The 25,456-nt window shown below is 50.3% G+C and carries 18 protein-coding genes; 11 read left to right on the top strand and 7 right to left on the bottom strand.

What is annotated here, in order from left to right; translation table 11 throughout:
* Positions 1-116: 116 nt before the first annotated feature.
* Positions 117-1,493 carry a hypothetical protein gene (locus ACFMKP_RS15155; RefSeq protein ID WP_382292790.1) on the bottom strand — a complete coding sequence of 459 codons (1,377 nt, stop codon included), beginning with the start codon at positions 1,491-1,493 and terminating at the stop codon, positions 117-119.
* A 230-nt stretch (positions 1,494-1,723) separates the two neighbouring features.
* On the opposite strand from ACFMKP_RS15155, the gene ACFMKP_RS15150 reads away from it, so the two are divergent.
* The gene (locus ACFMKP_RS15150) at positions 1,724-2,983 is read left to right on the top strand and encodes a cysteine desulfurase-like protein (protein WP_382292789.1); all 1,260 of its coding nucleotides are present in this window, start codon (positions 1,724-1,726) and stop codon (positions 2,981-2,983) included.
* 65 nt (positions 2,984-3,048) lie between these two features.
* Here ACFMKP_RS15150 and ACFMKP_RS15145 read toward each other — a convergent pair whose 3' ends face one another.
* Positions 3,049-3,774, bottom strand: a complete 726-nt coding sequence (locus ACFMKP_RS15145) for a glycosyltransferase family 2 protein (RefSeq protein WP_382292788.1) — start codon at positions 3,772-3,774, stop codon at positions 3,049-3,051.
* A 195-nt stretch (positions 3,775-3,969) separates the two neighbouring features.
* Here ACFMKP_RS15145 and ACFMKP_RS15140 point away from each other — a divergent pair, with 195 nt between their 5' ends.
* From ACFMKP_RS15140 to dusB, 5 genes are all read left to right on the top strand, one after another.
* Complete coding sequence (locus ACFMKP_RS15140; RefSeq protein ID WP_382292787.1) at positions 3,970-4,623, top strand: SOS response-associated peptidase; 654 nt, start codon at positions 3,970-3,972, stop codon at positions 4,621-4,623.
* Between the two features lie 96 nt (positions 4,624-4,719).
* The gene (locus ACFMKP_RS15135) at positions 4,720-8,535 is read left to right on the top strand and encodes an adenylate/guanylate cyclase domain-containing protein (RefSeq protein ID WP_382292786.1); all 3,816 of its coding nucleotides are present in this window, start codon (positions 4,720-4,722) and stop codon (positions 8,533-8,535) included.
* 268 nt (positions 8,536-8,803) lie between these two features.
* Positions 8,804-9,982 (top strand): FAD-dependent monooxygenase, encoded by a 1,179-nt coding sequence (locus tag ACFMKP_RS15130; RefSeq protein WP_382292785.1) that lies wholly within the window; start codon positions 8,804-8,806, stop codon positions 9,980-9,982.
* An 81-nt stretch (positions 9,983-10,063) separates the two neighbouring features.
* Positions 10,064-10,642, top strand: coding sequence for a sugar O-acetyltransferase (locus tag ACFMKP_RS15125; protein WP_382292784.1), 579 nt, complete (start codon positions 10,064-10,066; stop codon positions 10,640-10,642).
* A 90-nt stretch (positions 10,643-10,732) separates the two neighbouring features.
* Positions 10,733-11,812 (top strand): tRNA dihydrouridine synthase DusB, encoded by a 1,080-nt coding sequence (gene dusB / locus ACFMKP_RS15120; protein ID WP_382292783.1) that lies wholly within the window; start codon positions 10,733-10,735, stop codon positions 11,810-11,812.
* 306 nt (positions 11,813-12,118) lie between these two features.
* Here the strand turns inward: dusB and ACFMKP_RS15115 are convergent, their stop codons facing one another.
* Both ACFMKP_RS15115 and ACFMKP_RS15110 read right to left on the bottom strand, forming a co-directional pair.
* Positions 12,119-12,370, bottom strand: a complete 252-nt coding sequence (locus ACFMKP_RS15115) for a hypothetical protein (RefSeq protein ID WP_382292782.1) — start codon at positions 12,368-12,370, stop codon at positions 12,119-12,121.
* A 13-nt stretch (positions 12,371-12,383) separates the two neighbouring features.
* Complete coding sequence (locus ACFMKP_RS15110) at positions 12,384-12,671, bottom strand: hypothetical protein (protein WP_382292781.1); 288 nt, start codon at positions 12,669-12,671, stop codon at positions 12,384-12,386.
* A gap of 344 nt (positions 12,672-13,015) precedes the next feature.
* Here ACFMKP_RS15110 and ACFMKP_RS15105 point away from each other — a divergent pair, with 344 nt between their 5' ends.
* The gene (locus tag ACFMKP_RS15105; protein ID WP_382292780.1) at positions 13,016-13,522 is read left to right on the top strand and encodes a YbjN domain-containing protein; all 507 of its coding nucleotides are present in this window, start codon (positions 13,016-13,018) and stop codon (positions 13,520-13,522) included.
* A 46-nt stretch (positions 13,523-13,568) separates the two neighbouring features.
* Here ACFMKP_RS15105 and ACFMKP_RS15100 read toward each other — a convergent pair whose 3' ends face one another.
* The 3 genes from ACFMKP_RS15100 to ACFMKP_RS15090 are packed head-to-tail and all read right to left on the bottom strand — an operon-like array spanning position 13,569 to position 18,313.
* The gene (locus ACFMKP_RS15100; protein ID WP_382292779.1) at positions 13,569-15,032 is read right to left on the bottom strand and encodes a potassium/proton antiporter; all 1,464 of its coding nucleotides are present in this window, start codon (positions 15,030-15,032) and stop codon (positions 13,569-13,571) included.
* Between the two features lie 33 nt (positions 15,033-15,065).
* Entirely contained in the window at positions 15,066-17,615 is a 2,550-nt protein-coding gene (locus ACFMKP_RS15095) for an FtsX-like permease family protein (protein WP_382292778.1), read from the bottom strand.
* Complete coding sequence (locus ACFMKP_RS15090; protein ID WP_382292777.1) at positions 17,612-18,313, bottom strand: ABC transporter ATP-binding protein; 702 nt, start codon at positions 18,311-18,313, stop codon at positions 17,612-17,614. Before ACFMKP_RS15090 ends, ACFMKP_RS15095 begins: the two co-directional genes overlap by 4 nt.
* Before the next feature lie 168 nt (positions 18,314-18,481).
* Between ACFMKP_RS15090 and ACFMKP_RS15085 the strand changes: the two genes are divergently transcribed.
* The 4 genes from ACFMKP_RS15085 to ACFMKP_RS15070 all read left to right on the top strand — a co-directional run bounded on the left by ACFMKP_RS15085 (position 18,482) and on the right by ACFMKP_RS15070 (position 25,456).
* Entirely contained in the window at positions 18,482-19,813 is a 1,332-nt protein-coding gene (locus tag ACFMKP_RS15085) for a DnaJ domain-containing protein (RefSeq protein ID WP_382292776.1), read from the top strand.
* A gap of 19 nt (positions 19,814-19,832) precedes the next feature.
* Positions 19,833-20,468 carry a lysophospholipid acyltransferase family protein gene (locus ACFMKP_RS15080; RefSeq protein WP_382292775.1) on the top strand — a complete coding sequence of 212 codons (636 nt, stop codon included), beginning with the start codon at positions 19,833-19,835 and terminating at the stop codon, positions 20,466-20,468.
* Between the two features lie 98 nt (positions 20,469-20,566).
* Complete coding sequence (locus tag ACFMKP_RS15075) at positions 20,567-21,034, top strand: hypothetical protein (RefSeq protein WP_382292774.1); 468 nt, start codon at positions 20,567-20,569, stop codon at positions 21,032-21,034.
* Positions 21,035-21,319: 285 nt separating this feature from the next.
* Entirely contained in the window at positions 21,320-25,456 is a 4,137-nt protein-coding gene (locus tag ACFMKP_RS15070) for a PAS domain S-box protein (RefSeq protein WP_382292773.1), read from the top strand.

Here is a 25,456-nt window from a genome sequence, read left to right as displayed (position 1 = left end):
AGCCCCTGCATTTGTACGGTCGAACCGTAGGAGCATTATAGCATCCTGGGGCCTGTAGCGACAAAAAAAGAGATGAGCAGTTGCTCATCTCTTTTAATCAAGCCTCAAGCCAACGCTTACTTCTTGAAGAAATCAAGCGGGCCTTCGCTGGCTTGGCCATCGCCACGGCTGAAGCTAAGCGCTGATTTTCCAGCTTCACGCATGCTTGCGGTTGATAAACTGGTTACGCTATTGCTGCGCATGCGCAAGAAGGCATAGGCCTCGCGACCACTTTCGCTGGTCGAATAGATTTCATAAATGCCTGGTGGCAAATTATTGTTGGGTGCAAAGTAAACATTGGCATAATCGATTGAGCCATTGCCATCAGCATATACCCCAAGGACTTCAGTTACCAAATCACTATTTTCGTTTAACACACCAACAGCTACTAATTCGCCTGGCACAAAGCCTGAAGCATAGAAATTGTAAACCGTATCTTGGCGACCTTCGCGAGGATCAACCCGCGCGTTGTAGTCTGCTGGTAGTGGTTGCTCTGGTGCTGGGGTAACTTCAAAATAGCCAACGCTCGCATGACCGCTGCTTAAGCCTTGAGCAGTAATCGCCCATTTGCCAAGATCGGTGCTACGATCGCTACCAAAGTAAATTTGTGATGACGTTAATGAGCCATCAGCATCAGCATTGGTCGTGCCGTTAGCTGGCATAACTTGACCACTCGGAGTGGTTGCCCAGAGCGCAACTTCTTCGCCTGGAATAAAGCCAAAGCCATTGTAGACAAAGACTGTGCCTTGTGGGCCTGAGCTTGGGTTGACCGTTGCATCTTTGTTGCCTGGGTTGCTTGGTGGTGGCGACCCTGGCGGGCTACCTGGTGGCAATGGTGCGGTCAGTTCACGTGGTGCCAAGCGGCGACCTAAATCGCTCACAACCACCCGTTGCCCAGCAGGATACTCAGGCCAGAACTCAAATCGCGCGCGTTCAAAATATTGAACCGTATGCCATTTGTTATCGGATGCAAGAATTTCATCCATTTCTTCGCTGATTGGGTAGCCGAATACGCCTAAACCACCTTTGGTTTCCCAAATGGTTTTAAAACCCCACATAATCATGTGGCTGGTTTCAGGGAAGTAGCGATGGTTTGCATCGTTTGGCTGTGGTGGAATTTGCGGAAACACCCGATTAACGGTTGCTTCACGGCCCAAAAGCCCCAACTCAATCGAGCCATCACTGGCTATTTCAAAGCGTGCCCGTTCAAACCATTGAATGGTTTTGCCGCGTGCATCGCGATATTCTTCAGTAATTGGGTAACCAAAAATTTGCAAGCCACCATTGGCAGCCCAGTAATCGCGGAAACCACCACTAAGATAGTGACCGGTTTCAGGATAGTAGGTTGGCGGATCGGCAGCATTAGAGGCGTGAGGTCGGGCAACAATCAGAGTTAAAAGCATCATGACGATGATTAAACCCATGCTGCGCCGCACGGTCGAACGTGGGAGCATACCTCCTCCTTATGGATTAATTTAAAATGAGAATCCCTCCTGAGTATACCGATAATGAGGGCTTTTTGCAAGTCTCGATTAGGCATTTTAAGGCCTAAAATGAGGATTAAACGGGGTGAAATACTGAAAGCTTGTGCTGATAAATCAGCATTATCTAGATCTTGTATCATAGGTTTATTGTACCAACTAGGAAGCGTCCAACCAGCCTAGTCTAGTTCCAAGGAGTTGCCATGACGGTCGATCTCGCTCCATTTCGCAGTCACTTTCCTTCATTAAGCCAAACTCACGCGGGGAAACCCTTAGTTTTTTTTGATAATCCTGGTGGAACTCAAGTGCCGCAACAGGTTATTGGTCAGATGACCGATTATTTGCGGCGCTCAGTTGCCAATACCCATGGCGCGTTTCTGACCAGCCAGCGCACTGATGCCGTCATTGATGAATGTCACGCTGGGCTAGCGGCCTTGCTCGGTGGTGAGCCTGATGAGATTGTGCTCGGGGCCAACATGACATCGCTGACCTTTGCGCTGAGCCGTTCGTTAGCTCGCGAATGGCAGGCTGGCGATGAAATTATTCTGACCACGCTCGACCACGATGCCAATGTTACGCCCTGGCTGTTGGCCGCTGAAGAGCGTGGCGTAACCGTGCATTTTGTTGATTTTAACCCTGATGATTGTACGTTGCTGATGAGCGATTTCGAGCGCTATCTCTCGCCGCGCACCAAATTGGTAGCAGTCGGCTGGGCTTCGAATGCTTTTGGCACAATCAACGATGTGCAAACCATTGTGCAGCAAGCTCATGCGGTTGGCGCGTTATGCTTTGTCGATGCTGTGCAAAGTGTGCCACATCTTCCATGCGATGTTAAAGCCTTGGATGCTGATTTTGTGGCATGTTCGGCCTATAAATTTTTTGGCCCGCATGTTGGCGTACTCTGGGCCAAACGCGAACACTTGGAGCGCCTTTTTGCCTATAAAGTGCGGCCAGCGCCCGAAATACTTCCCAGTCGTTGGGAAACTGGCACCCAGAATTTCGAAGGCCAAGCAGGTATTAATGGCGCGCTGGAATACCTTGGTGGCTTGGGCGTGGGCTATATGGAGCGCTACGATACCCAATTGGGCGATATTTTTGGCCAACGGGCGGTGTTGCTGGCGGCAATGTATGCAATTGCTGAAGCTGAACAGAGCCTTGGGCAATATCTGATTCAAGGCCTGCAAACCCTCAAAGGGGTGCAATTGTATGGGATTGTGCAACCAGAACGTGGCCATTTGCGCGTGCCAACTGTGGCTTTTCGCCTGGCTGGGTTTACGCCGCAGGCGATTGCCCAAACGCTCGGCAACGAAGGCATTTGTGTTTGGGACGGTCATTATTATGCCTTGCGTGCTGTTGAACGCTTGAAGTTGCTTGATCAAGGTGGCATGGTGCGGGTTGGCTTGGCCCACTACAACACTCGCGCTGAGATCGATCGCATGCTAACTGTGCTTGAGGCACTGTAAGCTTTGGCGTAACGCAAAAACCCCCGCTCATTGCAAAAAATAAGCGGGGGTTTGCTGTTTAGCGCTTAAATGTGTTTGGTTTTAGTTTGTTCTTGTTGGGCTAATTGGCTGCGCACCGCAATCAATTCGCGGAAAGCGCGCAAAATAACCGAAAGTTTAGCGCCAGTTGGGTTGCCAGCTACCCGTGGTCGATGGCCATTAATCGCCACTTCTTCAAAGCGAAAGCCTGCTCGTTTAGCGCGCACCAGAAACTCGGCGCTAAATGTTGCGCCGCGTGATTGTACTTGATCTTTGAGCGTATCGACCACATGGCGTTGCATCAATTTAAAGGCACAATCAATATCGCGGGCGGTGTAGCCAAACAACAACGTGACTAAACGGCTCCAGCCCCAGCCATTTAAGCGCCGCATCAGTGGGTCGCGCCGTGGCGAGCGATAGCCAACCACCAAATCTGCTTGATCAATTTTGGCCAACAATTTGGGCAACTCGCCAAGGTCAAATTGGCGATCAGCATCGGTAAAAAAGACTAAATCGGTTTTGGCGCTGGTGAGGCCTGTCCAAACCGCTGCCCCATAACCTTGGTTGACCTCATGATCGACCAAGCGTACATGGGGATAGCGGGCTTCTAATTCACGCACAACTGCCGCAGTGTTATCGCGGCTGCCATCGTTAACCACAATCACTTCATATGTACGGCCAAGGCTTTCGAGGGTATTGACAACTTCCTCAACCATGGCTGGAATGTTTTCAGCTTCGTTATAGGCGGGTAAGGCCACCGTGATGCTTTTCACGTTGAGAACTCCCATTGTTCGCAGATAGGGTTAAGTGCAGCCCTCCACGCATGGGCTTGCAAGCGACTATTGTAGCATAAAGCTTTTTATTGCTTTAAAAGCGAACATGTGTGTTTACTTTTAGAATTTTTAACGGTATAGTTAAGCTTGGGTAACCGATAGTAGCTTTTGGGTGATTACCAAGGAGTAAAACCAATGTGTGGACGCTATTCGATCACTGCCGATGGTCAACAGGTTGCAATGCGTTTTGGGGTGCAAGTGGCGGGCGATTGGCAAGCGCATTATAATGCAGCGCCAAGCCAGAATTTGCCTGTTATCCTCAACCGCGATCCGCTGAGCGTGCAATGGTTGCGTTGGGGCTTAGTGCCACATTGGGCCAAAGATCCCAGTATTGGCAATAAAATGATTAATGCCCGCGCCGAAACCTTGCTCGAAAAGCCCAGCTTTCGCGAGCCATTGCGCAAACGGCGTTGCTTAGTGCTCGCCGATGGCTATTATGAATGGCAGGCAACCGCGAAGGGCAAACAACCAATGCGCTTTGTGCTCGACGATGGCCAACCATTTGCCATGGCCGGTTTGTGGGAAGAATGGCATGGCGGCGAAACGCCTTTGGCAACATTTAGCGTGATTACCACCTCGGCCAATGCCATGGCTGCCGCAGTGCACAACCGCATGCCGGTTATTCTTGCGCCCGAAACCGAGCGCGATTGGCTCAATCCTGAGATCGATGTTGCTGATTTGCTGCCACTGCTCACGCCATTCGCTGGCGAAAAAATGAGCGTCTATCCTGTTTCAACCAGGCTCAACTCGCCTAGCAACGATGACCCAAGTTTGATTGCACAGGTCTAAACCATGGTCAGGGGATTTGCATAGGACTATAGTACGGGCTATACTAGCAGCGAGCGTAATAAGCGCGATGATTTAACTGGGCGTAGGAGTTGCTCTATGCAAGCACGCTGGTTTGCTTATTTGCCGCCGTATATTGTTCCCCGATTGCTCGACCAACGTGCCTCCGCTGCCACCCAAACTACCAAACATGGGCAAGCAGTCGTGCTTTTTGCTGATATTGCTGGCTTTACGCCGCTGAGCGAAGCGCTTGGCCACCATGATCAGCATGGCACTGAAACTCTGACCCGTTGGTTAAATCGTTGTTTTGCGCCACTGATCGATGTGATTGAGCGCTTTGGGGGCATGATTAGCAATTTTGGCGGCGATGCAATTACTGCCTTGTTTCCGATCAACCAACCCCAGCGTGCACAGCGCGTAGCCGCCCGCGTTGTGCGCTGTGCACTCGAAATGCAACATTTAATGCAGCAATTGGGTGCAATTGAGATTCAAGCAACCAGCTGGCGTTTAACCCTCAAAATTGGCATTGGCGCTGGCCATGTGCTCTATACCACGGTCGGCGATCCCAGCAAGCGCTGTGTTTCGGTGGTTGGTGGCTCGGCCTTGTTGCGCTCCGCCGAGGCCGAAAATCAGGCCCGCTCTGGCGATGTGGTGGTCGATTGCGACTCACTAGATTGTAATTTATTCACCGTCGAGCCAATTAATCAGCGCTTTAGCCGCGTGCTTAGGCTAGAACAGGCGGTGCGCGCGCAGCCAATTCGTTGGCCCGAACCAATTACACCGCATCCGCCTGCTCAATTTGATGCCTATCTTCACCCCACAATTGCCCAACAAGTGCGTGAAGGTCGCACAGCGTTTATCAACGAACGGCGCTCGGTTAGCTTGTTGTTTGTTAATTTCGATGCCCCCGATTATGATCGTGATCCGTTTGCTGCCGAGCGTCTCAACCACTACTTTCGCGAGGTGTTGCGCATCGTCGAGCGCTATGCTGGCTATCTGAATAAAGTTGAAGTTGGCGATAAAGGCAGTCGCTTTTTGGTCTTGTTTGGTGCGCCGGTTGCCCACGAAAACGATAGCGATCGGGCTGCGCATTGTGCTCTAGAACTGCGCGCATTGCCTGAATTCGAGGCCAGAATCGGCATCAACACAGGCTTTGTGTTTTGTGGCTTGATTGGCTCGGAGCGTCGCCAAGAATACACGGTCATTGGCGATACGGTTAATTTGGCAGCCCGTTTGATGCAGCAAGCAAGCCAAGGCCAAATTTTACTTACCGAAGCCACCCAAGCTATGCTTAGCTCCACTTTTCTAACCGCGCCATTGCCAGCAGTGCGGGTCAAAGGTCGCAGCGAATTGGTCGAACTCCACGAATTAACCGATTTGCGCCAAACCGCAATTCGCGGCCAAGAGCCAACCTATGCCTTACCAATGGTTGGCCGTAGCCAAGAATTACAGTTTGTTGGCGAATTGCTGAGCAAAATCAAGCAAGGCCAAGGCCAGGTTTTGGGCATCACTGGCGAGGCTGGCATGGGCAAATCGCGGCTCGTAGCCGAAATTCGGCGGATTGCCCGGGCGCAACGGGTGGCGGTTTATAGCGGCGAATGCCTTTCGTATGGCACAACAATTAGCTATTTGCTTTGGCATAATTTGTGGCGCTCGTTTTTCAACGTCGACCCTGAGTGGCCGCTTGATTTGCAGATGTTGCAGTTGCGGGCGCAATTAGCATTAATCGATCAAGATTTGCTCGATTGGATGCCGCTGCTGGCGAGTGCACTGCGCTTGCCAATTCCTGATCAATCATTGACCAAATTGCTGGATATTAAGTCGCGCAAAATGTTGCTTGAATCGTTGCTGGTGGATTGTTTGCGCTATCGAGCCAACGAAACGCCACTTTTGCTGGTGCTCGAAGATTGTCATTGGATCGATTCGCTCTCGAATGATTTATTGGCTCGGATTACCAAGGCCATTCGCGATGTGCCAGTGCTGATTGTGCTGGCCTATCGTCCATCAGCCGAGCGTGATCAAACCATGTGGCACGAGTTACGCCAGCTTGACCATTGGACCGAAATTGAACTGCAAGAATTTACCTTCGACGAAACTGCCGAATTGGTGCGGCTGAAAATCAAACAACTTTTGGGCAATCGCCACGTGCCTTCCGAGCAATTGGTTGGCAAATTGACCGAACGTGCCCAAGGCAACCCATTTTATATTGAAGAATTGATCAACTTGGTGGTTGAACGTCAGCCCAATTTGAGCGACCCCAAAGCCATGGCCCAGCTCGATTTGCCCGATAGCTTGCACCGCCTGATTATCAGCCGCATGGATCAGCTTGAGGAGACGACCAAACATACGCTCAAAGTGGCAAGCGTGATTGGGCGTTTGTTCAAGGCCAATTGGCTGTGGGGCGCATATCCCCAACTTGGCAGTGCCGAGCAAGTGAAACAGCAACTCAACACGCTGAGCCGCATGGATCTTACGCCGCTTGATCGGGCTGAACCAGAGCTTGAATACCTGTTTAAACATGTGGTAACCCAAGAAGTTGCCTACCAAAGCCTGCCGTTGGCAACGCGCGCCGCACTCCACGAGCAGGTTGGCGATTATTTGGTCGAAACCTATGGAGTCGAAGGCGCAGCCGATTTGTTGGCCCATCATTATGGCATGAGCAACAATCTCGATAAACAGCGCAACTACTTTCGCAAGGCTGGTGATGCTGCGGCGGCCCGTTATGCCACCGATGTGGCGTTGAGCTACTACGAGCGCTGCTTGCCCTTGCTCGAACCCCACGAAAGCTTGGATATTTTCTTTGCGATGGGCGAAATTTATAGGCAAATTGGGCGTTGGAACGATGCCGAAGCAATCTACCAGCGCTTATTAAGCCATGCCCAACCCCAAAACCAATTGGCTGCGTTGGCCCGAGTTTGGTATGAAATTGCCGATGTGCAAAGTAGCCAAGGTTTGCATGATACTGCTATGCAAAGCATTCAAGCGGCCTTGCAATATGCCAAACAAGCCAACGATCAGCGTGCTCATTGCAACATTCTCCAGCGTATGAGCTGGATTGCCAGCTTTCAAGGCCAACTCCACGAGGCTTGGCAAACCAGCGGATCGGCAGTCACAATTGCCCGTAATGCTGGCGATCTGCATAGCTTGGCCTTGGCGCTCAAAACCCATGGCTATATGAATGTGTTGCAGGGCCAATTTAGCAGCGCCGAAGTGTTGTTTGAAGAAGGTTTGGCCTTGCACCGCCAGCTTGGCCAGCGCGAAGCTGAAGGCCGCATGTTGAATGTTATGGGCGAGGCTGCCCGCCATCGTGGCGATTTCCAACACGCAGTCGAGTTATATCAACAAGCTTTGGCGATTGGCCGCGAGTTGCGTAATCCCGAATCTTTAATCATGTATTTGAGCAATTTGGGCGGGGCGCTGGTTGGGCTTGGCACCTATGAAACCGCGATTGCAACCTTAAACGAAGCCTTTGATTTAGCACGGGCAACCACATGGTATGGCATTGCCGAAACCCATCGTTTTCGGGCCGAGGCTGCGCTTGGTTTGGGCTATCCTGATGAGGCGATTCGGCATATTCTCCAAGCGCATCATGCTGCGCGCGAGCGCCAGCAAAGCCTCGAATTATGCGCCGCCTTGCGGGTTTTGGGCAGCGCGCTCAGCCAATTGAATGAACCAATCCTTTTGCCCCCAAACCTGCCTACGACCGCCCAAGCCTGCTTTGAACAAGCCTTGCACATGGCCGAAAGCAGTGGTTCGCAGGCAGAAGTTGCCGCAATTCAAGTGGCTTTGGCCGAAGATTGGCAACGCCAGCAACAGTTCGATCATGCCCGCCGCGCATTTCTGCAAGCTTATCAAATCTATGGCCAATTAGGCATGGATGCCCTCCAGCAGCGCATTGCCAAGGATTTAGGCTAGCGAGCTTGTTGCTGTGACAGCCAAAATAACTCCGCCAACGACCCATTGCCACTGCTAAAAGTCTGCCAGCAATGAGCCGTGAATCAACCAAACTCCTTATAACCTCGATTATTCAGGGAAAGCTCGGCTCATTATCGCCTAATCAGCTAGTAAAAACCACCATCAACTTTTGTTAAAAACTGAATTAAGCGCTTGACAGCACCCAAAACCAGTTTATACTCGATAACATACTAACTAGTCAGTCGGTTATTTTGATAAGGATTGGATTATGCAGCAGCGTCATGGACGACACATATTGATTGTTGGCGGCGGGATTGCTGGCTTAACGCTGGGCTATTGGCTCAAGCAGCATGGCGAGCACCCAACTATTATCGAACAAGCTGCGCAATGCCGTGACGAAGGCTATGGTATCGATTTTAGCGGCAGCGGCTGGGATGTGGCGCAGCGCATGGGCATTTTGGCTGAATTGGCAAAGCGCCAAATTCAAGTCGAATCAATGATCATCAAAAATAGCCGTGGCCAAACTGTGGTGCAGCAGCCGTTGGCGGCCTTGCGCGAAGCCTTGCCCCACCCAATGTTGCACCTGATGCGCCCCGAATTGGAGGCAGTTTTGGCCGCTGCCTTGCCGCCTGATCTTCCTGTGCGCTATGCCACCACGATTGTCGATTTGCAGCAGCATGCTGAGTATGTTGACGTGGGTTTTAACGATGGGAGCAGGCAGCAATTTGATTTGGTGATCGGTGCAGATGGCATTCATTCGCAAACGCGCCAGCTAGTGTTTGGCCCTGAAAGCCAGTTTGCCCAGCCGCTGGGCTATACCTTTGCCACCTTCAAAATTCCAAAGTTGGCCGATTATGGCGCGAATGCCACAATGCTGGTTGAGCCACAACGCCAAGCAACAATCTATCCCGATCGGCAGGGTGGTTTTTTAATGATGTTGGCCTATCGTAGTCCGCAAACCAGCTTGCCAGCGCCCGATCAACGCAAATCAATGCTGCAAGCTGCATATCGCAATGCTGGCTGGATTATTCCCCAATTGATCGATTCAATTAACCATGAAAGTGCTTTTTATTGCGATGTAATCAGCCAAATTCGCATGCCGCGCTGGTCGCAAGGGCGAGTGGCGTTGGTTGCCGATGCTGCTCATTGCTTAACATTAATTTCGGGCCAAGGCGCAGCCACAGCCATGGGCGGAGCCTACGTGCTCGCCGAGGAATTGGCCAAAACTGCCGATCATCAAGCGGCTTTTCAGGCCTACGAGCAACGCATGCGCCCGTTTGTCGAGCGCAAACAGGCTGGCGCTCGCCGCGTTGCCCTGACCTTTGTGCCACGCACCCGCTTGGGTGTGTGCTTGAGCCAGTTAGTCATGCGCGCCGCATTTAGCCCAAGCTTGGCCCGCGCAATTGGCAAACGAATTGGCTTCGATAGCGTTTTGGCAATGGCCTAATCATTCGTAGGGCTGAATTATTTTCAAAAACGTTTCAGTATGCTAGTATTCAAGCACTATAATTATTAAGGATGTAAAATAATGAGCAAAACTGAACGTGAGAAAATGCTGGCTGGCGAATTATATGTTGCGGCTGATCCTGAGCTTCAAGCGCTCTCGTTGCGCAGTCGACATTTAAGCCGCCAGTTTCACGCCATCGAGCCGAGTAATCCTGAGCAATCACGGGCCTTATTGAAGGAGTGGTTCGGCGAAATTGGCGAGCATGTTTGGGTTGAGCCACCATTTTTCTGCGATTACGGGGCACACATTCGCTTAGGCAATAATGTTTATTTCAATGCCAACTGCGTGATTCTCGATTGTAACTACATCACGATTGGCGACAATACGATGTGTGGGCCGGCGGTGCAAATTTATGCAGCCAGCCACCCGTTGCTGGCCAGCGAACGCATTAAAGGCCCAGAATTGGGCTTTCCAGTAACGATTGGCAAGAATGTTTGGATTGGCGGCGGTTCAATTATCTGCCCAGGCGTGACAATTGGCGATAACACCACAATTGGCGCTGGCAGCGTAGTAACCAAAGATATTCCAGCCAATGTATTTGCGGCGGGCAATCCCTGTCGCGTTATCCGCGAATTGGCTGATCCAGCGGCCAGCGAATAGGCGTATAATACAAAAAACGGCTTTTTCAATGCCAGCGTCAGTTGATGCTGGCGTTGTTGTCATATTAACCAAATCACATGGATGCAGCTTATGACTGATACTCTGACTCAAGTATTGCCCGAATCATTTCAACTTGGCTCAATGCGCATTTTTCCAAACATGGTGCTCGCCCCAATGGCGGGCGTGACCGATTCGGTTTTTCGGCGGTTGGTCTTGTCGTTGGGTGGCTGTGGCTTGGTTGTTTCCGAAATGACCAACGCTGCCAGCGTTTCGCCCAAGGCTATGAAACGCCATCGCTTGCTCGATTATCTGCCCGAAGAACGGCCAATCTCAATTCAGCTTTCGGGTAATGACCCCGATTTGGTGGCTACTGCGGCGCGCTTTGTCGAAGAGCTTGGCCCCGATGTAATTGACATAAATTGTGGTTGTCCTTCGCCGAAAGTTACTGGCGGCGGCCATGGCTCGGCCTTGCTCAAAGATTTGCCCAAAATGCAGCAAATGCTCAAAGCAGTTCATGCCGCAATCAAAATTCCCTTTACGCTCAAATTTCGCGCTGGTTGGGATGAGCAAACGCTGAATTATATTGATACGGCTAAAATTGCCGAGGATGCTGGCTGTGCCGCGATTACTCTGCACCCGCGCACCAAAGTGCAAGGCTACAGCGGCGATGCTGATTGGTCACGGGTTGCTGAGGTTGTGCAGGCGGTTTCGATTCCAGTGATTGGTTCGGGCGATGTGCGCACGCCAGCAGAAGCCTTGGCTCGGTTGGAGCAAACCGGAGTTGCGGCGGTGATGATTGGGCGGGCTGCCATGGCTAATCCATGGATTTTTCGCCAAATTGCCCAATTGCGTGCTGGTCAAGCGATGTTTGTGCCAACGCCGAGCGATAAGCGTGATTTGCTGGTGCGCTATGTCGATATGTGTGCAGAAACCATGGTTGAGCGCCAAGCGCTGGGCAAACTCAAGCAATTGATTGGTCAATTTAGCATTGGCCTGTATGCGAGCAACCAATTGCGCCGCGATGTACAACGCGCCAACGAAATTGAGGCCGCCAAAGCGATTATTCATGGCTTCTTCGATCCATTCATCAGCGGTGCAGTCGAGGCTGTCGAAGTGCCCGATGAAATTGCCGTCATCAAAGAAGGCTGCGAAAACGGCGCGAATAATTAGCCGCAGGATCAAGTTAAAAGGCAGAAATCAAAAATCAAAAGCCAATAGTCTAAAAAAAGCCTAGTATTTTAACGCAGAGGAATGAGGGCTATAGGCTATTGGCTCTAGGCTTTTGGCTAACGAACATTTATTCGTGCAATTCGTGCAATTCGTGGCTAAAAAATCAAATCTGAATCAATCTGTGCCAATTTGTGGCTAAAAAAGGAGCCTTCGTGTCCTTCGTGCCCTTCGCGGTTCCATTCCCTTCGTGCTCTTCGTGCCCTTCGTGGATCAATCTTCGCGGTTTAATTCTTTAAGCAGCAGGGCTTATCCGCCATGCTCTTGAATCAAACAAACAAGTTGGTGGGCAACTTCTTCGATTGAATTGCCATAACAAGCCCACTTCTGGCCTGCAAAGCTGGCGCTTGCCTCCCACTGCCCACGATCAGCGGTAAGATAGATTTTGGGGGTGAATGAAAAACCAAATTCAGCCCGTTGATTGTAATGGCGTGGTCGTTGCTCAAAATAGGGAATCAACTGTTCGATGCTGGTATCCAAGGCAGGAAATATGTCAGTCATTGTGGCTGCTCCTTTAATCCAAATCAATCGGCGGCGGATTACGAAGCATATGGAGCAAATTCTGCGCAGCTTCGGCGATGCTATTGCCATATTCTATCCAACCCCAGCCATGCAACGAAGCCCCGCTTTGCCATGCATAAACCTCGTTTTCCGCTACACTCCCAGGCTCTGGTGAAAATCTGAATCCGAAGCTGGTTGGCGCATTAAGCTTTAACGGGGGTATATCTGGATACAATGGTGGATCGTAGCAGATTTGGATGAGTTCTTCTAGGGTCTGATTGAAGTCGGAAATATTGCTCAAAATACGTCTCCCTTGCGGCTTATTGCAGTTGCTGAGTATTATAACTAACCCTCGTGGCTATTGGCTGTAGGCTATTGGCTATGGGGGAGCAGGACCATAATCCCAATAATCTGTGCCAATCTGTGGCTAAAAAACGGAGCCTTCGTGCCCTTCGCGCTCTTCGCGGTTCCATTCCCTTCGTGCTCTTCGTGCCCTTCGTGGATCAATGCGACACGTGTTGACACAGCCGTGTGCGATACTAGCAGCATAAAGACCAATGACATGCACAACCTGCTCAGGTATAATAGCAACGAAACCGGTGTAGCACAGCGACGCTGTGTGTTATGCTCAATGCGAGGTGGCTCATGGAAGAACCAGAATACGCTCCTGAACTTGATCCTGAACATGAACAGGCCGCTGGCTGGCGAGGTTTCAGCACTTTAGGGCTTTTTCTCGAAGAAGATGGCTGGTATCCGCAGCGCGTCGACGATCGGCCTGCCTATCGCATGCACTACCAAGGCGCAAATGTCGATATTCGCTGCTTGGCCCAAATTAAACTTGAACAAGAACAATTGTTGATTTATGCCTATGCGCCGATGAAAGTGCCTGAAGATAAACGCTCGTTAGTGGCTGAATACTTAGTACGGGCCAATTATGGCTTGCATATCGGCAACTTCGAGCTGGATTTTAACGACGGCGAAGTGCGCTTCAAGAGCAGCCTTGATTTTGAAGATGAAACATTAACCTTTATTTGGATTCGCAACACGATTTATCCATCAGTCCATCTGATGAATCGCTATTTCCCGGGCATGATGATGGTGATGTATGGCGAAAAAACGCCTGCTGAAGCCATTACGGTCATCGAACAATAATCAAGCAAACCCCTTGCCCAAGTGATTTGAGCAAGGGGTCGTTGGTTTAGCCAGCCTGTTTGGCAATGTTCAAGCGTTGGTTAATCACTTCCAAGGCTTGCTGGTCGGCCAACATCAGAATTGTGTCGTTGGCTTGAACCCGCGTATTACCACTGGGCACAATCGTTTCACGCCCCCGCCGTATCAACACCACTAACGCGCCGCGCGGCAGTTGCAATTCCATAATGTTGCGCCCAGCTAAGCGCGCATCATCAGGCACAACCACCTCGTACACGGTACTTTCAGGGCTAATCTCAGGAATGAAATCCAAGGGCTTGCTGTTAATTTGAATCTCATGCGAGTGCAGTTTCAGTTTATCAGCCACCCAACCAATGCTCATGCCTTGCACCGTAACCGAAGCCAGCACCACAAAGAAAATAATGTGGAACAATTTGTTTGCTTCGGGTATTCCCGCAATTAAGGGGAAGGTTGCCAACACAATCGGCACTGCGCCGCGCAAGCCAGCCCAGGCAATCATCAAGCGTTCGCGAATGTTAAAACGTGTGAAACCCAAGGCAATAATCACGCTGAGCGGGCGGGCCACAAACATCAAGAACAGCGCCAATAACAGGCCGCTGCCAATCAATGGTGGCAGTTGCGACGGAAACACCAGCAGGCCTAAGGTCAAGAACATGGCAATTTGCATCAGCCATGCAATCCCTTCATGAAAGCGAATTAAGCTACGGCGGTGGATAATTGGCCGATTGCCGACCACCAAGCCTGCTACATAGACGGCCAAAAAGCCGTTGCCATGGATCAACACTGCCGCGCCATAAACCATAATCGTCATGGTCAAGGTCAAGACTGGGTAGAGGCCATCTTGCAGGGGTAGCCGATTGATCAACCATGTGATCAGAAAGCCGCCTAGTCCGCCGATAATCACTCCCAAGACCATTTCCATTACGAATTCAATCGCCAATGCGCCAACCGAATGATCGCTACTGGTCAGGAAACTGGTCAAGCCGATCGTCAAAAACACGGCGATTGGGTCGTTGCTGCCCGATTCAAGCTCAATCAACGATTCAACTGGCTCGGGCAGACGCACGCCACGCGTTCGCAAGACATTAAACACAGCAGCAGCATCGGTCGATGAGATAATCGCTCCCAGCAGCAAACCGACTAATGGTGGCAGATCGAAGAGCCAAACCGCAACCGCCGCCACCATACTGGCGCTAATCATCACCCCAATATTGGCCAGCAATAAACCAGGCCCGATAATTGGCTTAATTCTATTCCAGTGGGTTTCAAGCCCGCCAGAGAACAAAATATAAATCAGCGCCACAATCCCGACAACTTGGGCAATTTTTACATTATCAAAATAAATATCACCAAGGCCATCAGAGCCAGCGAGCATGCCGATTCCCATAAACAGCACCAAGGCTGGAATACCCCAGCGATCGGAAACGGTGCTGACCACGATGCTAATTAGCACCAAACTTCCTGCAATGACAAAAATACTTTCTGTGCTCATTGGCCTCCTTTTGAGCATGATGATGCTCGACGACTATTCTTCTCGCAAGGCTAAGGCTGGCGAGGTGCGGCCCATCTTCCAGGCTGGGTACAACCCTGCCAAGAGCGCCGCAACCACTGCAACAAGCAAGGCTTGCAGCAATAGCTGAGGATCAAGGATGAGTTGCATTGTCCAGCCAAATGATCGTTTGTTGATCACATAGACCAAGACGACTGCCAAAATTAAGCCAACTGGCAACGCCAAAAGTCCAGCAGTCAACCCCATCAAACCAGTTTGGCTGAGCACACTCAACCACAATTGGCGCGGGGTCATCCCATTGGCGCGTAAAACTCCAAGTTCGCGGCTTCGTTCTAATTGTAAGGCCATTAAGGCACTTAAAATGCCGATGAAGGCAACAATTGTGGCTAATAGCTGCAAAACGGCGGTAATTGCAAAGGTTCGGTCGAAAATTTCGAGGGTGCTTTGGCGCAAAACTTGGTTCGATTGCACTTTCAAATCTTGAATTGGCGCAGCCAAGGCCTGAATTTGACCAATCGTGGTGGCACTCTCTGCATTCTCAGCCAGCCAAATCGTAATCGAATGCACGGTATCAACATCCCAATATTTGGCAAAATCACGCCGATTCATCGAAATATAGCCTTGATCCGAGGCGTAATCGTAATAGACTCCGGCGATAGTAAATTGCTGCGGGCCACGCTGAGTCTGTAAGGTAATGCTATCGCCAAGCCCACGCCCATAACGATAACTAAATGGCTCGGAAACCCAGACTTGGCCTTGTTCGGCAAAGCCTTGCCATGCCCGCTCAGGATCAGTGATAAAGCTCAAGGCGCGTTTGCTCAATTCAGGATCTTGATAATTGGCAACGGTTAATTGAACCGGCCCAAGCTCGCTTTCCACCCTCAAATTCAGCAATGTCGTCAGCGAGGCAATATTTGGCAATTGGCTAATTTGCTCAACCAAGCCCAAATCAATCGGCGTATCAGCGCGATTGGCACTCAGGCTGGGCGCAGAAACAAAGACATCTGCTTGTAACGATTGATCTAGCCAGCGCACAACCGTCGTGCGAAACGAGCCAATCATCGTGCCAGCTCCAACCGTTACCGAAACTGCGACCATCAAGGCGGCAATCGCCACGCCAGTGCGGCTGAGCGCAGCCACCACATCGCGGGCGGCCATCTTGCCAAGAAGGCCAAACATGCGGTTGAGGGGAATTTGCAGCAATTTCATCATCTGCAAAGTTACAAATGGCGTAAACAAGGCACAGCCAATAATGATGCCAAACATGGCTGTAAAACTGAGGAATAAGCTGCGCGATGGCAATTGCAGCAAGCCAACTCCCAAGCCTGCTAAGCCCAAGCCTGCCAAAGTCAAACGTGGCACAATCTGCTTAATGCGTTCTTCGATTGATGAGCGACGCAGCACGGTGCGCGGCGGCGAGAACATGGCTTCGAGTGCTGGAATACTGGCTGCAATTAACGTCGCGCCCAAGCCTAGCCCAAAGCCTTTGAGCAATTGCATTGGGTCGATGCTAATATTTTGTACATTGACGCTGAAATAGAGATCGTTGATCGTTTGAGTGACCAAGCGCACCAAGCCACGCCCAAGCACAATTCCCAACAACACGCCGAGCACTGCGCCGATGAGGCCAATGGCGGCGGCCTCAAGCAAAATTTGGTTAAATAGCTCGCGCCGCGTTACGCCCAACGAGCGCAAAATGCCAAACAAGCCACGCCGTTGCACGACCGAAAAGGTCATGGTGTTGTAAATCAGGAAAACGCCAACGATTAATGCCAATAAACTCAGCGCTTGTAAATTGAGTTCAAAAGCCCGCGTCATCTGCTGCAAGGTTTCGCTGCGCGCGGCGGGCGTGCTCAGGGTCGCATCAGCAGGCAACAACGGCTTAATCTGCTCCAAAATTGCTGTGCGCTGTTCCTCAGGCAAAATCAAATCGATCCGGCTAATGCGATCGGGCTGACCAACCAATTCTTGCGCCGTCGAAATATCGACCAGAATCAAATCGGCCAGCGCTTCTTGGCTCAATTGATCATTGCCAGTAATCAAGCCAATAATCGTGATGTTGCGGCGTTGGCCGTCGATGCGGGTTTCGAGCGTTTGGCCGACGGTCAAGGCCAAGGTTTGGGCGGTTTGGGTCGAAATTAGACCAGTATTTGGCTCAGTCAAGAGCGCTTGCAGATCGGTTTGATTATTGAATAAAGTTGCTAGATACGGACGAAATGGCATCTCAGCAAATGGATCAATCCCAAATAAGCGAAATGAGCGCCCAGGTTGGTTGGGCAGGCTAATCGTGCGATCAACCACGGGCGCTACGGCCTTCAGCCGCAGATCAGTGCGCAATTTGGCGTATAAATCGCTTGGCAAGCCATTTTGTCCGGCCAGAATTTGATCGGTGGTTTTGCCGGTGACGCTCTCGGTCGAAAGCATAAAGGCGCGTTGGGCGCTACCATTGGCCAAATCGATGGCGATGACGACCGCAACGCCCAACGCAACACCTAAAATTGCCAGCAACACTTGGGCGGGGTGGCGCAGTAAATAGCGCAAACTACTGCGATAGAGCAATTTCATAGCGCAACCTCGGCCAACGAATGTTCAACCAACTGGCCATCGACCATGCTCAACACCCGATCGGCGCGGCGGGCAACTTCCAGCGAGTGAGTGACCATCAACAGGGTTTTACCAGCTTGACGGCTCATTTCATCAAGCAAATTCAGCACTTCTTCGCCGGTTGTGGCATCCAAATTGCCGGTTGGTTCATCGGCGAGAATCAAGAGCGGGTCGTGGGCCAAGGCGCGGGCAATCGCAATCCGTTGTTGTTCGCCGCCAGAAAGCTTGTCGGGGTAGACATGGCGACGATCAAAGAGATGTACGCGGCGCAATAATTCATAGGCGCGTTCGCGTTGAGCTTCGGTTAGTCGTCCGGCCAATTCAAGCGGCAGCAGCACATTTTCCTCGACGCTGAGGGTTGGAATCAAATTGAAAAATTGAAACACAAAACCAATGTGTTGCCGCCGAAACAGCGTGCGTTGATGCTCGTTAAGCTTGCCGAGCTCGATCTCATTGATCGTAATCTTGCCAGAGCTTGGCGCATCAATTCCGCTTAAAATATTCAATAAGGTTGATTTGCCCGAGCCAGAACGCCCAAGCAAGGCAATAACTTCGCCCTGCTGAATCTGGGCGTTAATATCGCGCAGCACTAAACGTTCTTGGCCAGCCTCTTGAAACGATTTTGTAACATGGTCAAGATTAATTAATATTTTTGGCATATGTTCCTACTTAATCGGCACCGAATGTGCTATGCTAGTGCGGAGGGAGTTTGGGCGATTGCGCTTAAACTGTAACACTGATTTAGCTTCATTGCCCAAATTTTCACAATGATCTTGATCGGCGTGGTATAATCGCCGAGAACCACCAGCGAACTGAGGATAGTGCTCGTGTACGATTTTGAACAGCTTGACTCCTATGAACTGCTTGGAGTGGCGCGAACTGCCACGCCAGAGGAAATCAAACGGGCGTATCGCCAAGAAATTGCCAAATATCACCCTGATCGTTGGAACAGCGCGAGCGCCAACGAACAAGAGTATGCCCGCAAACGAGCTTCAGCGATTACCGAAGCCTATAGTTTGACCCAAAAAGATAAGCCTGTTCGGCGTGCAACCCCGAGTGCAGCAGCAACGCCTGAGCCAACCAGCAACCCTGAGCGTTTGGCTCAGTTGTATGAGCATGGCCGTGGTTTGTTGGCTGCCAATGATTTTGCTGGTGCTGCGAATGTTTTTCGCCAAATTCAAAATGCTGATCCGTTTTATCGCGATAGCGCCGATTTGCTCTATCGGGCTGAATTTGCCTTAAAACGCAATCAGCCAGCCAAAGCCAAGCGCCCAATCAACAAAAAAGCTGTGGCAATTATTGGTGGCAGTGTTGGGGTTGCGGCCTTGGTTGGGGCTGTCTGGTTTTTTGGTGGTTCAAATAACGGAGCCAACAACCTCAATGCCACAGCAACCGCGCCGATTGTGGCCGAATTGCCAACTCTCACGGTTGAAGGCGACGTGGCAATTAATCCCACTGCGACTAGTGATGAAGGCGTGATCGTTACGCCGAGCATTGAGCCAACGCTTGCAGCGACGATCGAACCCACTGTCGAGCCGAGCATCGAACCAACGATTGAGCCAACTATTGAACCAACCAGCGAGCCAAGCCCAACCACAGAGCCAAGCGCTGTGCCAAGCAACACGCCTGCGGCCTTGCCCGACGATCTGAGTGGGCCAGTGCTGGTGACCGATAATTTGGATGGTGGGACATGGCCTGTTGGCAATGGTGGCAACTGGAATTTTGAGTTTATCAATGGCCGTTATCATATGACCATGGTTCCCGGTGTTGGCTCGGTTTGGTCGTTTGGCCCAGCCTTGCCTGCCCAAAATGTGGTTTTGGCTGCCGATGTTGAGGCGGTGAGCGGTAGCGGCGGCTTGATGATGGGTTTTGTTGATGGGAATAATTACTATCGCTTTCTGATTGCATCCGATGGAACGTGGGCTTTTCAGCAGCGTTTTGCTGGTCAAACCAATTTGCTGGCTTCGGGCGCGGGCTTGGGGCCTGGGCGCTTGGTTATTGCCCAACGTGGCGCTGTAACCCATCTCTATTGGAACGATACCTATCTTGGAGAAGTTATTTTGCCTGCGTTCCCTGGTGGAGCGTATGGCTTTGTATTGGCTGGCAATAATGGTGCTGATGTCTATTTTGATAACCTACGACTTCGCGCTTTGCCATAGCTGCTAGAAGGTTTGCGCCATGGTGCCATTCGTCTATCACATTGTTAGGTTTATTTGTCGTGTGCTGTTGGGGATGCGGGCGCGCTTGGTGGTTGAAGGCCAAGAGCATTTGCCCACAACTGGGGGCTACATTTTGGCCTCAAATCATGTGAGCAACTGGGACCCTGTGGCCTTATCGTTGGGGTCGCCTGGCCATCTGATTGGTGCGCTCGGCAAGCAAGAGTTGTTTGAATTGCCGATTTTGGGGCGTATTGCCAGCGCGGTTGGCGGGATTCCCGTGCGTCGTGGCGAGGCTGATCGCGAGGCCTTGGCGCGTTGCAAAGCGGTGTTGCAATCAGGCCAACCATTAATCATCTTGCCCGAAGGCACACGCTCGCGCTCTGGTGAGTTGCTTGAAGGCAAACATGGCATTATTGCGATGGCGCAATTGGCAAATGTACCGATTGTACCAGCCGCTGTGATTGGCACCAAAACCATGGGCTGGCCATGGCGACGTTCGACCGTGATTGTGCGTTATGCTGCGCCAATCGTCGTTGATCGCAAAATTAAAGGCCACGAAGGCCGCCAAATCGCCTTGGACACAACCATGCATCAAATTGCCTCGATGCTGCCACCAACCATGCGTGGCTTTTACAAACAAGCCCTCAGCGTCTAATTTGAACCGCTCGCAATTGTTTATTGCGAGCGGTTTTTTTAATCGCTGGCTTATTTTTTGTGCTAAGCTCTGCTCAATGAACCTAGCCGTGAGGAAGAATGATGGTTTTGCGATTACTATTTAGCTGCTGTTTGATGCTGCTCTTATTAAGTTGTGCAGAACAAACCCCCATTTCTCCAACTGCTACCCCTTTTGGCGATTTAAGCGCAATTACCGCTGGTAGTGGTCAGATTGCAATTTTTTCGGGCATGCCGAATCCTCAATGGCTCCTTGATGCCGATGCTGTCACCCATATTCAGCAGGTGATCCAAACTGCAACTAGGCTCAATCCTTCAACGCTTGATGAACCACCGGGCCTTGGCTTTGCTGGAATGTCCTTGGAGTTGCGCGGCACTGGCGAACCCCTGAATGTGACGGTGTTCAACGAGGCTATCACCATTCGACAGGCAAGCACAATCACCTATCTATCCGACCCTGAGCGGGCATTTGAGCGTTGGTTGCTTGCGAATGCTCGTCCTCAGCTTGAGCCTGCAATCTACGATTTGGTGAAGCAGAACTTACCATAAGATTTTGATTCGTAGCGTTTGTGATGCTCGCAGCGCTCAGCACGCCAGTGAATTTTGCTCTTGGCGTGTTTGAGCCATACCCCGCACTTGGTCGCTAAACTCCCCCCTTTTGAGCGTGATCCTACCCTGTGAGCACTAGCCTAAATAGGACTGAAATCGTTTTCATGGCTATCAATTCGTAAGGTTCTCCGTTGGTTCTCAACCGTACTCTAGCGACAGAAATGCACGCTTGCTTTGCTTGGCGTATGTAAAATGCTTCAAGAGCGTGTTGAGGAAATTGCTGTTATGACCTGTTATGCCAATGAATCGTTGCTGGAGTTGCAATTAACCCAGCAAGTGCGCCTGCTAGAGGCCGAATTGCAGCACGTCCGTGGCCATACTGCCAAACTCCAAGCCTTGATTGATCATACCGAGAGCCTGATTTGGTCGATTGATACCAATTATCATTTGATTATGAGTAATCGCACGTTTCATGAATATTTGCATCAATGGTACGACCAACACATTGAGTTAGGCCAGCCGATCAGCATGTTGCAACTGCCCAAAGCAATTGCCAAACCGTGGAATGATGCCTATCGCCGCGCCTTGCAGGGCGAAGCATTTGCCCAAGAATTTGTGCATCAATATGCTGGCGCAACCCGCTATTACGAATTTCATTTTGCGCCAATCCTCGATGCGCAACGGGTGGTGCAGGGAGTTAATATTTCGGGCCGCGATAGTAGCAGCCGTCGCTTGGCCGAAGTGATGTTGCGCAGTAACGAAGCCCGCTATCGTGCAATCAACGAAGCTGCGCCCTATGGCGTGTTCTTCTGCGATACCGAGGGCCAATGTGTCTATGCCAACACCGCGCTCTTGCAGATGCTCGAAGTTAAGCTCGAAGCGGTGCTCGGCGATGCCTGGATGGAATTTTTGCACCCAACCGATCTCTCAAATAGCACGAGTTTTTGGCTCGATTTAGCGCTGTTAGTCAAGCAACTGCCGATTCCCGCTGTTTTGTTTGACCAAACCGTCCGCATGAATACCAACATGAATCAATTAATCTGGCTACGCTTGCGTATTTCGCCAGTGATTGAGGATGGCGTGCTGTGTGGCTTTGTTGGCATTACCGATGATCTCAGTGCCTTGAAAAAAGCTGAAACTGCGGCCCAAGATAATCAACATTTTATCCAGAAAATTGCTGATACCTTGCCATCGCAATTATTTATCTACGACCGCGATTCTGCCTCGATTATCTATACCAATGAGGTTAGTCGCCAGTGGTTTAAAAGCTTTAATATTGATCCTACAGATATTAGTACTATTCGGTCTCTCTTCCACCCTGACGATCAGGCTAGCATCCATCAGGCTCTACGAGGTAGTATAGTAGCTAACGATGGTCAGCCATTAATTCTGGATTTTGAGTGTCGTTTACGCTCACCTGAAGGCCCATACCGCTATTTTGCCCTGCGTATCACCCCCTTTACCACCAATGCCGATGGGAGCGTAGCCCAGTTGCTTGGCGTAGCCAGCGATATTACCGAACGCAAATTGCAAGAGCAACAAATTCGTCAATTGAATGAGCAGCTTGAACAACGTGTTATCGAACGAACCCAAGAGTTAGCTCAATCGTATCGATTTCAGCGCACTATGATTCAACACGCACCCTCCATTATTATTTCGCTCGATCCAGGCGGCGTGGTACGCGGCTTCAATCAAGCTGCCGAATTTGAGTTTGGCTATCAAGAATCCGAGTTATTGGGTCGCCCTTTCCCTACCAAATTATTCGATCGCTCCGATTTGACCTATCGCTGGGAAATGGAGCAACATCGTAATCAAGGTTTCTTCTACTCCGATTTGGATATTTTGTTGGCCGAGGCCCGACGCGGCATTTCCGAGCCACACGAATGGCAAGCGATACATCGCTCAGGCTCGCGCTTTCCAGTCGAATTAACTATTACGCCACTCTTGAATGCAGATGTTTTAGAGGGCTTTTTGCTGATTGGCAATAATATCGCCGCGCGCAAACGCTCCGAAGAAGAATTTCATTTGCTCTATCGCACAACCCGCTCGGTGAGCGAGGCCGCCGATTTCAACAGCGCGCTCGAAGTAGTGTTGCGTAATATTTGCGCCGCGATTGGCTGGGATCTGAGCGTGGCTTGGGTTCCAAATGCTAATCAAGACTATCTTGCCTTAGCGCCAATTCGTTGGAGCAGCAACGAGCGCTTTCAGCATTTTTATCAGTATATGCAAAACTTGGAATTGCCCCAAGGCGCTGGGATGGCTGGGCGCGTCTGGCAAACCAAACAATCAGCGCAGTATTTGCTTGAGCAGCAATATTGGGCCGAATGGAATCTCAGCCAGCGTGGCTATGAATTGGCGCAGCAGGTTGGCTTGCAATCGGCGGTGGTTGTGCCAATTTTGGCCAACGATCAAGTTGTGGCTATCCTTGAATTTTTCCGTAGTAGCAAAGGTGCCGATAACGAACGCACCAGCCGCTTGATTTCGGTCATAGCAACCCAATTGGGCACGCTGTTTCAACGTAAACAAGCCGAAATGCAACTGCGCCAGAGCGAAGCCAAAAATCGCGCTTTGCTCGCCGCCATGCCCGATTTAATGATTCGCTTTACTGGCAAGGGCGAAATTTTGGATTATCACACCAACGATCCATCCGATCTCTTTTTGCCCCAAGATGCGATGATCGGCGCAAATGCCAACAATCAATTGCCTCAGCCTCAAATAGTTAATATTTTGAGCGCTACCCAACGGGCGATTGAAACCAATAGCACCCAAAATGTTGAGTATGAACTGAGCTTGCCCAAGGGTAACAATGTGTTTGAGGCACGAATTGCGCCGAGTGGCGGTGATGAGGTTGTGATGGTGATTCGCAATATTACCGAGCGCAAGCGGATTGAGCAGCGGCTCCAGCAACAAACCGATGAATTAAGCATCGCCAACGCCGAATTAGCCAAAGCAGCGCGGCTCAAAGATGAATTTCTGGCCAGCATGAGCCATGAATTGCGCACCCCGTTGACCGGTATTTTGGCCTTTAGCGAGGCCCTGCGCTACGAGCAATATGGCGCTTTGAACCAAGAGCAAGCCCAAGCCCTCAGCCAGATCGATGAAAATAGCCGCCACTTGCTGGATCTGATCAACGATATTCTTGATCTTTCTAAAATTGAAGCAGGCAAGCTGACGATTAATTATCAAACCATGATTATCGACGAAATCTGCCAAGCAAGCATTCGGATGGTGCAAAAATTAGCCCATAACAAACAGCTTGAATTATTGTATGAGCCATGTGCCGAAGATGCATTAATTTGTGCAGATTCACGCCGATTAAAGCAGATGTTGGTCAATTTATTGAGCAATGCAGTGAAGTTTACGCCAAATGGTGGCCGAATTGGGCTAAGTGTCAAGCTTAATAGTCAATTACGTCAGGTTGAATTAACTGTTTGGGATACAGGAATTGGGATCAATACTCACGATATTCCTAAGCTTTTTCGGCCTTTTTCGCAGCTTGATAGCAAATTATCGCGCCAATATGCTGGAACTGGCTTAGGTTTAGCATTGGTATATCACATGGCCAACTTACATGGCGGTCGCGTTGAATTGCAAAGCGAGGTTGGGGTTGGCAGTCAATTCCGCCTAATTTTGCCATGGTATGGCATCGATCAATCTGCGCTTGAGCCAGTTCAACAGCCAATGCTCTTAGCTGTGACTGAAGATCGCACGCTTAATATTCAATTGGTGGCCTACGCTGAGCAATTAGGTTGGGATGTTCGTTTCTGCAAGCCCTATTTCGATTTGCAACCATATTTGCAGGCTGCTAACCAAGCAATTCTCTACGATCTGCGCCAAATCGGCTTATCACAGCAAATTTTTGAGCAATTCCGCCAGCAAACAAATAATCATCCGGTGATTTTATTTTGTGATCAAGATTTCAAGCTCGATATGACGCTTCCTGAGCATTGGCATTGTATGTATCAACCAATGAATCAACAGCGTTTATTCAATACGCTGCAATATATTGATTCAGCGTATCAGATGGTCCAGAAATTGCCAGTTAATAGTTCAAAGCAAATTCTCTTTGCTGCCGATAATTTAGCTAATAGCCTGTTGATTCGTGATTTTTTGAGTGAATTTGGCTGGGAAGTAACGCTTGTCTATAATCAACACGATGTTTATGAGGCCATTGCCAATCAAGCAATCGATTTGTTGGTGCTCGATTTACAATTGGCTGGTGGTGATGCGATTCAGATGATTAGCACAATTCGTCGCCATAAACACTACCGTGATCTGCCAATAATTGCCTTGAGTGCGCTTGCAATTATTGAACATCAACATATTGCCGAGCATGCTGACACCGTTTTATATAAACCATTAAATTTAGTCGAGCTTGAACGATTAATCAATGGTTTGTGCAATCCATCAAAGGAGGCTTGA

Origin of the sequence: Herpetosiphon sp. NSE202 (genome assembly GCF_042688385.1) — a bacterium.
GTDB lineage: Bacteria > Chloroflexota > Chloroflexia > Chloroflexales > Herpetosiphonaceae > Herpetosiphon.
This window is presented reverse-complemented; position numbering and strand designations above follow the sequence as displayed.